Here is a 12,586-nt window from a genome sequence, read left to right as displayed (position 1 = left end):
AACCCACTACCTCAGCCGTTGGGCCCTACTGTCGCAACGATGGTGACTTGCTTGTTGTCCGGAATTTCCTGGTAAGCCAGCACATGCAGGCTAGGTACCGCCAGGCGTCCGAACCGCGAAAGCATCGCGCGAACCGGACCGGCTACCAGCAGGATCACCGGCTGCCCCTGCATCTCTTGACGCTGGGCGGCTTCAATCAGTGAACGCTGGAGCTTTTCAGCCATGCTCGGTTCCAGCAGAACGCCTTCTTCCGAGCCTTGTCCGGCCTTCTGCAGACTATTGAGCAATATTTGTTCCAACCTTGGCTCCAAGGTGATCACAGGCAGCTCGGAGTCAAGCCCTACAATGCTTTGGACGATTGCACGGGACAATCCGACACGTACGGCGGCAACCAAAGCGGCAGTATCTTGACTCTTGGAGGCATTGTTGGCGATGGCTTCGGCAATGGTCCGGATATCGCGCACCGGAACGTGCTCGGCGAGCAGCGCTTGCAGCACCTTGAGCAGATGCGACAGGGAAACGATGCCCGGTACCAGCTCCTCGGCCAGCTTCGGCGAGCCCTTGGCCAACAGCTGCATGAGCTGCTGCACTTCCTCGTGGCCGATCAGTTCGCTGGAATGCTTGTACAGGATCTGGTTGAGGTGTGTCGCGACCACGGTGCTGGCATCGACCACGGTGTAGCCCAACGACTGCGCCTGGGAGCGCTGGCTGATCTCGATCCACACCGCTTCGAGGCCGAAAGCCGGGTCCTTGGCGGTGATGCCGTTGAGGGTGCCGTAGACCTGACCCGGGTTGATCGCCAGCTCGCGATCGGGATAGATCTCGGCCTCGGCCAGGATCACACCCATCAGGGTCAGGCGATAGGCGCTGGGCGCCAGATCGAGGTTGTCACGAATATGCACGGTCGGCATCAGGAAGCCCAGATCCTGGGACAGTTTCTTGCGCACACCCTTGATCCGCGCCAGCAACTGCCCGCCCTGGTTGCGGTCCACCAATGGAATCAGGCGGTAGCCGACTTCGAGGCCGATCATGTCGATCGGAGTCACGTCATCCCATCCCAATTCCTTGGTTTCCATGGCGCGGGCCGGCGACGGCAGCAGATCCTGCTGGCGCTGGACCTCGGCCAGGGCCTGGACCTTGGCGACATTCTGCTTCTTCCAGACCAGGTAGGCGGCACCGCCGGCCAACAGCGCAAGGCTCAGGAAGGAAATGTGCGGCATGCCCGGCACCAGGCCCATCACCGCCATCAGGCCGGCAGCCACGGCCAGGGCCTTGGGTGAGGCGAACATCTGCCGATTGATCTGCTTGCCCATGTCTTCCGAACCGGAAGCACGGGTCACCATGATCGCCGCAGCTGTGGATAACAACAGTGATGGCAATTGCGCCACTAAACCGTCACCGATGGTCAGCAGCGCGTAGACCTTGCCGGCATCGGCAAACGTCATGTTGTGCTGGAAGATACCGACCGCCATGCCACCGATCAGGTTGATGAACAGAATCAGCAGGCCGGCAATGGCGTCACCACGGACGAATTTGCTGGCACCGTCCATCGAACCGTAGAACTCGGCTTCCTGTGCCACTTCGGCACGGCGCGCCTTGGCCTGGGCCTGGTCGATCAGGCCGGCGTTGAGGTCGGCGTCGATCGCCATCTGCTTGCCGGGCATCGCATCGAGGGTGAAACGCGCGCTCACCTCGGAAATCCGCCCGGCGCCCTTGGTCACCACGACGAAGTTGATGATCATCAGGATCGCGAACACCACGATACCGACCACGTAGTTGCCACCGATCACCACCTCACCGAAGGCCTGGATCACCTTGCCGGCGGCGGCATGGCCTTCCTGGCCGTGAAGCATGACCACCCGGGTCGACGCCACGTTCAGGGCCAGGCGCAATAGTGTGGCGACCAGCAGGATGGTCGGGAACACGGCAAAATCCAGCGGCCGCAACGCGTAGACACACACCAGCAGGACGACGATCGACAGGGCGATGTTGAAGGTGAAGAACACGTCCAGCAGGAAAGCCGGCACCGGCAACATCATCATCGCCAGCATGACCAGCAGCAACAGCGGCACACCCAGGTTGCCCCGGCCGAGACCGGCCAGGTTACTGCGGGCAGTGTTGATCAGTTGAGTGCGATCCACCGGTTTTCCTCGTCACCTTGAAGCAAACTTTTGACGCCAGCAGGCGTCCTGGAGCAGCCTCTGCAAGAAGCTCTCCAACTATGACGAAGACGTTGAAAATGCGGGTATGCGCCAGGTTGGAGGGCCTCTTCGCGGATGAATCCGGCTCCCACAAAGTTCAGCAGCGGCCACAAAATCTGCGGTCACCACCCTACTGTGGGAGCCGGATTTATCCGCGAAGTGGCCCCTGCGCCCTACCCCAACCACCCAAAAACCGGCATGAATCAGGAATCGCGGCGCAGGTCCGGCGGAATCGGCAGGTCGTCCTTGAGCGGATCCGGCCGGCGGCCCTTGCCGGCACGGAACTGGCGGATCTGGTAGACATAGGCCAGCACCTGCGCCACCGCCAGGTAGAGCCCCGCCGGAATCTCCTGTTCCAGTTCGGTGGAGTAGTAGATCGAACGCGCCAGGGCCGGCGACTCGAGCAGCATGATGTCGTGCTCGACGGCGATTTCGCGGATTTTCAGGGCAATGAAGTCGTTACCCTTGGCCAGCAGGATCGGCGCCCCACCCTTCTCCGAGTCGTACTTGAGCGCGACCGCATAGTGGGTCGGGTTGGTGATGACCACGTCGGCCTCGGGAATCGCCGCCATCATCCGGCGCTGGGACATTTCCCGCTGCAACTGGCGAATCCGCTGCTTGACCTCGGGACGCCCCTCCTGATCCTTGTACTCGTCGCGCACTTCCTGCTTGGTCATCAGCAGTTTCTTGTGGCTTTCCCACAACTGCACCGGCACGTCCACCGCCGCGATCAGCAGCAGCCCCAAGGACATCCACAAGGCACTCCAGCCCACCAGTTGCAGGCTGTGGATGATCGCCATCTCCAGAGGTTCATGGGCGATCCGTACAAGATCGTCGATATCCGACGACAGCACCGCCAGCGCCACCAACAGGACGATGAAGAATTTCGCCATGGCCTTGAGCAATTCAACCAGGGCCTTGGTCGAGAACATCCGCTTGAGACCGGACAGAGGGTTCATCCGGCTGAACTTGGGCGCCAGGCTGCCTGCGGCGAACAACCAGCCGCCCAGGGAAATCGGGCCGACGAAGGCGGCGACCAGCAGGGTCAGGAGAATCGGCTGCACCGCCAGGATCGCCAGCTTGCCCGACTGCAGCAGGAAGATCGACATGTAGCGCTGGTCGAGCACCACTTCGCGGGTCAGGGTGAAGTTCAGGCGCATCAGCTCGGCCATTTCCTGGGCCAGCTTGCCACCGAAGATCAGCAGCCCGGCCGCCCCGGCCAGCATCACCGCGAGTGTATTGAGCTCCTTGGAGCGGGCGATCTCGCCTTTTTCCCGGGAGTCCTTCTTGCGTTTCTCCGTGGGCTCCTCTGTCTTGTCCTGACCACTCTCGCTCTCTGCCATGCTCAGCGCGCCCGTGCCAGTTCACGTAAAAACTGCAAGGCCTCGACGACCAGCGGTTGATACTGATTGAGAATATCCCCGAGACTGACCCAGAGGATCAACATCCCCAGCGCCAGGGTCAGCGGGAAACCGATGGAGAAGATGTTCAGCTGCGGCGCGGCACGAGTCATGATGCCGAACGCGACGTTGACCACCAGCAACGCGGTGATCGCCGGCAACACCAGCATCAGCGCGGCAGCGAGCACCCAACCCAGCTTGCCGGCGATCTCCCAGAAATCCGTGGTCGACAGGCCGCTGCCGACCGGCAGGGTGGTGAAGCTTTCGGTCAGCACCTCGAACACCACCAGATGCCCGTTCATCCCAAGGAACATCAGGGTCACCAGCATGGTGAAGAATTGCCCGATCACGGCGGTCGAAACACCGTTGACCGGGTCGACCATCGAGGCGAACCCCATGCCCATCTGGATCGCCACGATCTGCCCGGCCACCACGAAGGCCTGGAAGAACAACTGCAGGGAAAAGCCGAGCAAGGCGCCGATGATGATCTGCTCGACGATCAGCATCAGCCCGCTGAGGTCCAGCGGATGAACCTCGGGCATCGGCGGCAGGCCCGGCGCGATCACCACGGTGATGGCCAGGATGAAATACATGCGGATACGCCGCGACACCAGGGTGGTACCGAACACCGGCATGGTCATCAGTACCGCCCCGACCCGGAACAGCGGCAACATGAAGCTCGCGACCCAGGAGCTGATCTGCGTATCGGTCAGCGCGAGCAGCGACATGTCAGCCGATGACCTGCGGAATGCTGCCGTAGAGCGACTGGATGTACTCCATGAACTTCTGCACCAGCCACGGACCGGCCACGATCAGGGTGATCAGCATCACCAGCAGGCGCGGCAGGAAGCCCAGGGTCTGTTCGTTGATCTGCGTGGCGGCCTGGAACATCGCCACGATCAGGCCGACGATCAGGCTCGGCACCACCAGCACCGAAACCATCAGCGTGGTCAGCCAGAGGGCATCGCGGAAAATATCAATTGCTACTTCTGGCGTCATGGCGCGCTACCCGTGAGAAATCTAGACACCACCAAAACTGCTGGCCAGGGTGCCGATGATCAGCGCCCAGCCATCCACCAGCACGAACAGCATGATCTTGAACGGCAGGGAAATGATCAGTGGCGACAGCATCATCATACCCATGGCCATCAACACACTGGCGACCACCAGGTCGATGATCAGGAACGGAATGAAGATCATGAAGCCGATCTGGAAAGCGGTCTTCAGCTCGGAGGTGACGAAGGCCGGCACGATGATGGTCAGCGGCGCCTGGTCGGGCGAAGCGATGTCGGTCCGCTTGGACAGCCGCATGAACAACTCCAGGTCACTGCTGCGGGTCTGCGCCAGCATGAAGTCCTTGAGCGGCCCCTGGGCCTTGAGCACCGCATCCTGGGCCGTCATCTTCTCGGCGAGATAGGGCTGCAGGGCCTGCTGGTTGACCTTGTCGAACACCGGCGCCATGACGAACAGGGTCAGGAACAGCGCCATGCCGGTAAGGATCTGGTTCGAGGGCGTCTGCTGCAGGCCCAGGGCCTGGCGCAGGATCGAGAAGACGATGATGATCCGGGTGAAGCTGGTCATCAGGATGACGAACGCCGGAATGAAGCTCAGCGCCGTCATGATCAGCAGGATCTGCAGGCTGACCGAGTACTCCTGCTGGCCGTTGGCTCCCGTACCGAGGGTGACCGCCGGAATCGACAGCGGATCGGCGCCGAACGCCAGTGGCGTGGCGAGCACCAGTGCCAGGGTCAGGATGAAACGCAACGCAACCATCACTTCTTGTCCTTACCCAGCAATTCCATCAACCGTTGAGCGAACTCCGGCGTCGCCGGCTCGCCATTCGGTGTTTCCACCGGCTCCTTGAGCACGTGCAGAGGAGTGATCGTGCCTGGCGTCAGCCCCAGCAGGATCTGCTCCTTGCCGACCTGCACCAGCACCAGCCGGTCACGCGGCCCGAGCGCCCGGGAACCGATGATATCGATCACCTGCCCCTTGCCTGCCGGCCCCGCCTGCTGCACACGGCGCACCATCCAGGCGAGCGCGAAGATCACGCCCAGCACCAGCAACAAGCCCAGCACCAGCTGCGTCAATTGCCCGGCCATCCCGCCAACGACCGTCGGTGCAACCGCCGCCGTGGCCGTGGCTGTAGTCGCCGTAGCCACGGGCTCGGCCGCCAGCGCAGTGACAGGCAGCAACAGCAGAGTGCCGAGAAGCCTGTTCATTCAGCGCAGCTTCTTGATACGTTCGCTCGGGCTGATCACGTCGGTCAGACGGATACCGAACTTCTCGTTCACCACCACCACTTCACCGTGGGCGATCAGCGTACCGTTGACCAGTACGTCCAGCGGCTCCCCGGCCAGGCGGTCCAGCTCGATCACCGACCCCTGGTTCAATTGCAGCAGGTTGCGGATGTTGATATCGGTGCTGCCGACCTCCATGGAAATCGACACCGGGATATCCAGGATCACGTCCAGGTTCGGCCCATCGAGCGTCACCGGCTCGTGGCTCTTCGGCACACTGCCGAACTCTTCCATCGGCAGGCGGTTGCCCGGGGCGGTCGCCGCATCGGCAGCCAGCAAGGCGTCGATATCGGCCTGGCCGGATTCGCCGGACTCTTCCAGGGCGGCTGCCCATTCGTCAGCCAGGGCCTGGTCGTTCATATCGTGTTCGTCAGCCATCAGTCATCCTCGGCGGGCAGAAACCCAGTTAACGGTACATGCCGATCGAGCGCTCAACGGCGCTCGATCGGCTCAATCACTTGCAATGCCAGGTTGCCCTTGTGGGAACCGAGCTTGACCTTGAACGACGGCACGCCATTGGCACGCATGATCATGTCTTCCGGCAGCTCCACCGGAATCACGTCACCCGGCTGCATGTGCAGGATGTCCCGCAGGCGCAGTTGACGGCGGGCCACGGTGGCGCTGAGCGGCACGGCCACGTCCAGCACGTCTTCGCGCAGGGCCTTGACCCAGCGCTCGTCCTGGTCGTCGAGGTCGGACTGGAAACCGGCGTCGAGCATCTCGCGCACCGGTTCGATCATCGAGTACGGCATGGTCACGTGCAGGTCGCCGCCGCCGCCGTCGAGTTCGATATGGAAGGTGGAGACCACCACCGCCTCGCTCGGGCCGACGATGTTGGCCATCGCCGGGTTCACTTCCGAGTTGATGTACTCGAAATTGACTTCCATGATCGCCTGCCAGGCTTCCTTCAGGTCGATGAAGGCCTGCTCCAGCACCATGCGCACCACGCGCAGCTCGGTCGGGGTGAACTCACGACCTTCGATCTTGGCGTGACGCCCGTCGCCACCGAAGAAGTTGTCCACCAGCTTGAACACCAGCTTGGCGTCGAGGATGAACAGCGCGGTGCCGCGCAACGGCTTGATCTTGACCAGGTTGAGGCTGGTCGGCACGTACAGCGAGTGCACGTATTCGCCGAACTTCATCACCTGCACCCCACCCACCGCCACGTCGGCGGAGCGACGCAGCATGTTGAACATGCTGATACGGGTGTAGCGGGCGAAACGCTCGTTGATCATTTCCAGGGTCGGCATGCGTCCACGGACGATGCGATCCTGGCTGGTCAGGTCGTAGCTTTTGACGCTGCCAGGGTCGGCAACGTTTTCGGTCTGCACCAGACCGTCGTCGACGCCATGCAAGAGGGCATCGATCTCATCCTGGGACAGCAGGTCCTGCACGGCCATGTCGAGATCCTACTGCAGTACGTAGTTAGTGAAGAGCAACTGTTCGACCACGACCTTGCCGATTTCCTTCTGGGCCACTTCCTGCACGCTGGCAGTGGCTTTCTGGCGCAGCAGTTCCTGGCCGACCGGAGTTGCGAGGGTTTCGTAGGTCTGCCCGGAGAAGAGCATGACCAGATTGTTGCGGATCACCGGCATATGGACTTTCAGGGCGTCCAGGTCTGCCTGGTTACGCGCCAGCAGGGTGATGCTCACCTGCATGTAGCGCTGGCGGCCGCTGGCATCCTTGAAGTTGGCGACGAAGGCGGGCGCCATCGGCTCGTAGATCGCCGGCTGCTTGCCGGTTGGAGCCGCCTCGGCGTGCTCTTGCGCTGCAGGTTTGCTCTGGGCACTGTGCATGAAGTACCAGGTCGCGCCCACGGACAAGCCGATAGCCAGCAACAAGGCCGCCACGATCACGATAATCAGCTTGAGTTTGCTTTTCCCGCCAGGTTCTTTTGCCGCTGCTGCTTCGCTCTTCGCCATGCCAATAATCCGTCACTATTCGGTTTTTCACAGTCGCACGGCAAGGCAGGAGCAAGTGTTATGCCAGAGTCGAGACAAACGCAAAGGAGAGAGGCATTGAGCCGCGAGAGGAACCCGAATGACGCCTTGACTGTGGGAGACGGCCGGGCGGCGCTCCGCTTGCTGGCGATAGCGGTGTGTCAGTTCCCGGAAGTACCGACTGATACACTGCTATCGCCAGCAAGCCGGCACCTGCAAAAGCGTCCCGACCCCAGGGCGGGAAGGATCAGGCGTAGTAGTCGACCGCGCTGGAGCCCACCACGACACTGGTGTTGGCTGCGGCGGCAGCGGCTTCACCTACCGCCGCGACAGACAGGTCATCATCGCCACCGTCGACGCGGGCACCACCGCTGTTGCTGCCCTTCTGGGCCTGCTGTTGCTGCTGTTGCGCGTCCTGCCCCTGCCCGCTCCAGCCACGCGACTGATCGGAGACGCTGACATCGGCCTGCCCCAGGCCTTGCTGCTGGAGCAGGTCGCGCAGGCGGAACATGTTGCCTTCCAGCGCATCGCGAACACCGGCGTGACCACTGATAAAGTTGATCTGCGTGGTCTGGTCGGCGGACATGTTGACCTTGATGTCCAACCGCCCCAGCTCCGCCGGCTCCAACTGGATATCGGCAGACTTGAGATTGGCGCTCGACAGGTACATGACCCGGTTGACCACTTCTTCGGTCCAGCCACTCTGATGCATGGCCAACGGCTGGTTGACCGGCAGCGCATTGGCGGTCTTCGGCACCGCGGCCTGGGTCAGCGCCGCCAGGCGATTGGCGAAATCATCGACGCGGGTGTCACTGGAAGCGCTTTTCAGATCCTTGAGCCCCTCCTCGATCAAGCCCTTGAAGGACTTCTCACCACCCTCCCCGGGGGTACCGGCGTCAGTTTTCTGATCCACCAGCATACTTACGCTGCTGGCCAGGTTCTGCGTCAGGTTCGGATCCTGCTCGGTGTTGCCGGTGGTCTTGCTGGTGGTCGACTGGCTGGCGGTCGACACATGCCCACTCTGCTCCATCGCCAGGCGCACGGCCGGCAGGTTGTCCAGCGGGTCGGCAGCCGGATCGAAATCGCCGTCGGTGTTCGGCGTCGTCGCAGCCTGCACCGGTGCTGCCGTGGCGGCAGCTGCCAACGGTGCTTCCACGGCCGGTTGCGGCTGTGGTGCCGCCACCTGCGCTTCAGGCGCCGGGGTCGGCGGCGTGGCAGCCGCCTGGATCAACGCCGGGTCGACGGTCGGGTCCACCGGGGCAGCGTCGGCCACTGGCGTGGCGCTGCTGGCGTCCTGGCTGCTGTCATCGGTGCTTGCCTGATCACCGCTACCCGCTTGCGTGGTGTCACTGCTGGCAGTCTTGTCATCAGCCTTGCTGGCAGGCAAGGAATTGCCGCTATCGGCAACCGCCGGCTTTGCCGCGTCGTCCTTGCGATTGGCCACCGCGTCCTTTTTTGCCGGTACCGTGGCGCTGTTTTCCCGGCTCGACTTGACCGGGGCGTCGGCGTCCTTGGCCGGCTTGTTCTGGGTGTCCTGATAGACCTGGGCAAAGCTTGAGGCGTTGTCCTTGGGCTGCGCAGCCGGTGTCGGCTGGCTGCTCGCGAGGTCCACCTTGGACTTGGCCGCAGCGGTGGCCTGAAGAAAGGGATTGGGAGCGAGGGGCATAACACAGTCTCCGCTGCACAGGGATCGTTAATTCAATGCAGGGAACGGAAGCAAGGTTCGGGCCAGCTTATCCAGAAGGCTTCGCGAACTACTGTTTGATCGGAAACCGCTCGCGCTCGCGAGCATACAGGTAACGCACCTGCTCGTATTCGCGGTCGATTCGCCCGAGCAGGGCCTCGACCTCTGTCAACGGCAAGCGGGCGGCCTGCTCCTCCAACTGCCGGCAAAGATCGGCCAGCTGAAAGGCGCCCATGTTGCTGCTGCTGCCCTTGAAGCTGTGGGCGACCAGGCCCAGGTCGGTCGGGTTGTCAGCTTCGTGCAACTGGCCCAGGCGCTTTTCCGAATCATTGAGAAAGGTATCCAGCAACACCGGGTACTCATCCTCCATGACTTCCTGCAATGCGCTGAGCACATCGTAGTCAAGGTGTTCTTCCTGATTGACGCTCACTGATTCACTCCCTGATCAACACCCCTGGATTATGCCTGAGGCCCCCATGAAAACTCCACGTGGGCACTACGACCGGCGTTCGACCAGCGCGCGCAGTGACCGAGCTGTCGAACCAGGCCAACGCCACGACCCGACAAGCGCTCGACCTGCGCCGGACGCTCCATCACGCGCTCGAAGTCAAAACCGGCGCCGCTGTCCTCGACCTCGATGAACAGGCGCCCGCCGGCCCCTTCCGGGACCACCCGCAGACTGACCCGGACAAAGCCGTCGTTGAGGTCCTGCAGGCGCTGGCTGCGCTGCTCGTAGTATTGCGCGAACCCGCGCACATCGCGCTTGAGACTCGAGTCCAGGCCCAGCACGCCATGCTCCAGGGCATTCGAATACAGCTCGGCGAGCACGCTGTACAAGGCTCCGCTGAGCGAGCGCAGGCCGTGCACTTCCATCAGCAGTTGCAGCAGATAGGGCAATGGATTGAAACGCCGCAGCGTCGCGGCGCGGAACTCGAAGTTGACCGACCAGTCCAGAGGGCAGGACTCGCCGCTGTCGGAATAGACCACCACCGCCGGCATCTGCGCGCCGATCTCGGGCAGGCCGATCTCGACCAGGCTGATGTCGTCGCGGGCTACGCCACCGAACTGCCTGAGCGCCTCCTGGATCTCCTCGAACAACCGGTCCGGGTCCTGGTTGCGCTCGAACACCTGGTGCAGGCGCTCCACGCCAAACAATTGCTCATCACCGTTGCAGGTGTCGATGACGCCGTCCGACAAGAGGATGATCCGATCCCCCTGCGCCATCGGATAAACCTCGGTGCGGTCATCGAAGGCCTTGGCCCCCAGCACCCCCAGCGGCAGGTGCCGCGCCACCAGCGGCCGGCGCTCGCCCGAGGCGATATCGTGCAGATAGCCGTCGGGCATGCCACCGTTCCACACCTCGACCGTCCGCCGCTGCGGGCTCAGGCGCAGGAAGGTGGCACAGCAGAACATGTCCACCGGAAGGATGCGCTTGAGCTTGGCATTCATCTCCCGAAGGGTTTCCGGCAGCCCGTAGCCCTTGGCGGTCATGCCGTAGAAGACCTCTGCCAGGGGCATCGCGCCAACGGCGGCAGGCAGGCCGTGGCCGGTGAAGTCGCCGAGCAGGATGTGCATGTCGCCGCCCGGGGTGTAGGCCGCCAGCAACAGGTCGCCATTGAACAGCGCATAGGGTGATTGCAGGTAGCGAATATTCGGTGCACGCAGGCAGCCGGAGTGGGCGACCTTGTCGAACACCGCCTTGGCGACCCGCTGCTCGTTGAGCAGGTAGTCATGGTGCCGGGCGATCAGGTCGCGCTGCTGCAACACGGTGGCCTGCAAGCGCCTCAGGCGATCCATCGCCTTGATCTTGGCGGCCAGGATGATCTGGTTGTAGGGCTTTGCCAGAAAGTCGTCGCCTCCCGCATCCAGACAACGGGCCAGCGCGCTGCTTTCGGTCAGGGAGGTGAGAAAAATGATCGGTACCAGCGATTCGCCGGCCAGCCGCTTGATCCGGCGGGCGGCTTCGAAACCATCCATCACCGGCATCAGGGCATCCATCAACACCAGCTGCGGGCGCTGCGCCTGGAACACCTCGACCGCCTCGGCGCCATTGCTGGCGGTGAGCACCGTATGCCCCTGGCGTCGCACGATGTTCGACAGCAGCAATCGATCTGCCGCACCATCCTCGGCGATCAGTACCGTCAGCGGCTCCTCTTCGGACTGCATGATGTCAGGCGATATCGAAGAGCTTGTCGAAATTGGAGATGGCGAGGATCTTGCGCACGTCCGAATTGCTGTTGATCACCCGGATATCGGCGCTGTCGCCGCCGGCATGATCACGCAACAGGAGCAGCATGCCCAGGGCCGAACTGTCGAGATAGGTGGCATCCTTGAGATCGACGACCACCGAGTCGGGCCGTGTGTCGACCCGCTCGTAGGAATCGCGAAATTCCTGATGCTTGCCGAAATCGAAGCGCCCCTTGATGGAGATCGTCAATTTCCTGCCGTTGTCACTTACTGCAGACTCTACAGCCATGATCCAGCTTCCTTGTCAGTGGCAATGTGTACAAGGTTTAGCACCCCGCTGACGGCAGGGCAACCAAGACCGTCAAAATACCTGCGGTTGACATCCTCCCCCACCCGAAGGACAGGGTTCAACGCACGCTGCGATCAGTAGGAACTCTGGCGCGGCAGGCGCTGCGACAACTCGTCCAGCAACTTCTGTTCGCGCTTGTCCTCCAGCATCCGGGCCTCTTCGATGTAGCGTCGGACCAGTTTGCGCAAGCCCTCGACGCGGGCATAGGCCTCCTGCCAGGCGACCCTTCCCTTGTCGAGGTTGTTCTGGTGCCAGGCCAGGCTCTGGCGCTGCTGGGCCACCGCGGTATCCAGCTGGCTGAGAAACTGCTGGTAGCCCAGCAGCCACTGGCTGGAAACCCCGTGGCGGCCGCGCTCGATCCATTGTTCCTGGTACTGCAGGCGAAACCCTTCGAGGTCGGCCAGCTTGTTCTGCGCCACCTGCACCTGCCCCTGGTAGTAGCCCAGGCGCTGGGCAGCCGTGCGCTCCTTGCTCTCGGCCATCTCGACCACCGGCGCCAGGCGCGCGGCACGACTCTGGGCCATG

Annotated in this window: 14 protein-coding genes; all 14 read right to left on the bottom strand. The window is 62.6% G+C overall.

Annotated elements, in window-relative coordinates; translation table 11 throughout:
- Positions 1-11 precede the first annotated feature (11 nt).
- The gene (gene flhA, locus HU752_RS09225) at positions 12-2,141 is read right to left on the bottom strand and encodes a flagellar biosynthesis protein FlhA (protein WP_186677574.1); all 2,130 of its coding nucleotides are present in this window, start codon (positions 2,139-2,141) and stop codon (positions 12-14) included.
- 263 nt (positions 2,142-2,404) lie between these two features.
- Positions 2,405-3,544 carry a flagellar biosynthesis protein FlhB gene (gene flhB, locus HU752_RS09220; RefSeq protein WP_186677576.1) on the bottom strand — a complete coding sequence of 380 codons (1,140 nt, stop codon included), beginning with the start codon at positions 3,542-3,544 and terminating at the stop codon, positions 2,405-2,407.
- A 2-nt stretch (positions 3,545-3,546) separates the two neighbouring features.
- Complete coding sequence (gene fliR, locus HU752_RS09215) at positions 3,547-4,329, bottom strand: flagellar biosynthetic protein FliR (RefSeq protein WP_186677579.1); 783 nt, start codon at positions 4,327-4,329, stop codon at positions 3,547-3,549.
- Position 4,330: 1 nt separating this feature from the next.
- Entirely contained in the window at positions 4,331-4,600 is a 270-nt protein-coding gene (gene fliQ / locus HU752_RS09210; protein WP_054061324.1) for a flagellar biosynthesis protein FliQ, read from the bottom strand.
- Between the two features lie 21 nt (positions 4,601-4,621).
- Complete coding sequence (gene fliP / locus HU752_RS09205) at positions 4,622-5,374, bottom strand: flagellar type III secretion system pore protein FliP (protein ID WP_186677585.1); 753 nt, start codon at positions 5,372-5,374, stop codon at positions 4,622-4,624.
- The gene (gene fliO, locus HU752_RS09200; RefSeq protein WP_186677588.1) at positions 5,374-5,823 is read right to left on the bottom strand and encodes a flagellar biosynthetic protein FliO; all 450 of its coding nucleotides are present in this window, start codon (positions 5,821-5,823) and stop codon (positions 5,374-5,376) included. The genes fliP and fliO overlap by 1 nt, the downstream gene beginning before the upstream one ends.
- The gene (gene fliN, locus HU752_RS09195; protein ID WP_186677591.1) at positions 5,824-6,279 is read right to left on the bottom strand and encodes a flagellar motor switch protein FliN; all 456 of its coding nucleotides are present in this window, start codon (positions 6,277-6,279) and stop codon (positions 5,824-5,826) included.
- Positions 6,280-6,332: 53 nt separating this feature from the next.
- Positions 6,333-7,301, bottom strand: coding sequence for a flagellar motor switch protein FliM (gene fliM / locus HU752_RS09190; RefSeq protein WP_186677593.1), 969 nt, complete (start codon positions 7,299-7,301; stop codon positions 6,333-6,335).
- Positions 7,302-7,310: 9 nt separating this feature from the next.
- Positions 7,311-7,823 carry a flagellar basal body-associated protein FliL gene (fliL, locus tag HU752_RS09185; RefSeq protein ID WP_186677596.1) on the bottom strand — a complete coding sequence of 171 codons (513 nt, stop codon included), beginning with the start codon at positions 7,821-7,823 and terminating at the stop codon, positions 7,311-7,313.
- Between the two features lie 265 nt (positions 7,824-8,088).
- Complete coding sequence (locus tag HU752_RS09180) at positions 8,089-9,507, bottom strand: flagellar hook-length control protein FliK (RefSeq protein ID WP_186677598.1); 1,419 nt, start codon at positions 9,505-9,507, stop codon at positions 8,089-8,091.
- A gap of 88 nt (positions 9,508-9,595) precedes the next feature.
- Complete coding sequence (locus HU752_RS09175; protein ID WP_186677601.1) at positions 9,596-9,955, bottom strand: Hpt domain-containing protein; 360 nt, start codon at positions 9,953-9,955, stop codon at positions 9,596-9,598.
- 29 nt (positions 9,956-9,984) lie between these two features.
- Positions 9,985-11,691, bottom strand: a complete 1,707-nt coding sequence (locus tag HU752_RS09170; protein ID WP_186677603.1) for an ATP-binding SpoIIE family protein phosphatase — start codon at positions 11,689-11,691, stop codon at positions 9,985-9,987.
- A 4-nt stretch (positions 11,692-11,695) separates the two neighbouring features.
- Positions 11,696-12,001 carry an STAS domain-containing protein gene (locus HU752_RS09165; protein ID WP_026144914.1) on the bottom strand — a complete coding sequence of 102 codons (306 nt, stop codon included), beginning with the start codon at positions 11,999-12,001 and terminating at the stop codon, positions 11,696-11,698.
- A 134-nt stretch (positions 12,002-12,135) separates the two neighbouring features.
- Entirely contained in the window at positions 12,136-12,585 is a 450-nt protein-coding gene (gene fliJ, locus HU752_RS09160) for a flagellar export protein FliJ (protein ID WP_186677606.1), read from the bottom strand.
- Position 12,586 lies beyond the last annotated feature (1 nt).

The sequence above is a fragment of the Pseudomonas vanderleydeniana genome (genome assembly GCF_014268755.2).
Taxonomy (GTDB): Bacteria; Pseudomonadota; Gammaproteobacteria; order Pseudomonadales; family Pseudomonadaceae; genus Aquipseudomonas; species Aquipseudomonas vanderleydeniana.
The sequence above is the reverse complement of the archived record's forward strand: the minus strand, read 5'-3'. Positions and strand labels throughout refer to the sequence as shown.

What these genes read in the sequence shown, in the direction of transcription:
- flhB (WP_186677576.1), bottom strand. Translation starts at nt 3,544, where the DNA reads ATGGCAGAGAGCGAGAGTGGTCAGGACAAGACAGAGGAGCCCACGGAG.
- fliR (WP_186677579.1), bottom strand. Translation starts at nt 4,329, where the DNA reads ATGTCGCTGCTCGCGCTGACCGATACGCAGATCAGCTCCTGGGTCGCG.
- fliQ (WP_054061324.1), bottom strand. Translation starts at nt 4,600, where the DNA reads ATGACGCCAGAAGTAGCAATTGATATTTTCCGCGATGCCCTCTGGCTG.
- fliP (WP_186677585.1), bottom strand. Translation starts at nt 5,374, where the DNA reads ATGGTTGCGTTGCGTTTCATCCTGACCCTGGCACTGGTGCTCGCCACG.
- fliO (WP_186677588.1), bottom strand. Translation starts at nt 5,823, where the DNA reads ATGAACAGGCTTCTCGGCACTCTGCTGTTGCTGCCTGTCACTGCGCTG.
- fliN (WP_186677591.1), bottom strand. Translation starts at nt 6,279, where the DNA reads ATGGCTGACGAACACGATATGAACGACCAGGCCCTGGCTGACGAATGG.
- fliM (WP_186677593.1), bottom strand. Translation starts at nt 7,301, where the DNA reads ATGGCCGTGCAGGACCTGCTGTCCCAGGATGAGATCGATGCCCTCTTG.
- fliL (WP_186677596.1), bottom strand. Translation starts at nt 7,823, where the DNA reads ATGGCGAAGAGCGAAGCAGCAGCGGCAAAAGAACCTGGCGGGAAAAGC.
- HU752_RS09180 (WP_186677598.1), bottom strand. Translation starts at nt 9,507, where the DNA reads ATGCCCCTCGCTCCCAATCCCTTTCTTCAGGCCACCGCTGCGGCCAAG.
- HU752_RS09170 (WP_186677603.1), bottom strand. Translation starts at nt 11,691, where the DNA reads ATGCAGTCCGAAGAGGAGCCGCTGACGGTACTGATCGCCGAGGATGGT.
- HU752_RS09165 (WP_026144914.1), bottom strand. Translation starts at nt 12,001, where the DNA reads ATGGCTGTAGAGTCTGCAGTAAGTGACAACGGCAGGAAATTGACGATC.
- fliJ (WP_186677606.1), bottom strand. Translation starts at nt 12,585, where the DNA reads ATGGCCCAGAGTCGTGCCGCGCGCCTGGCGCCGGTGGTCGAGATGGCC.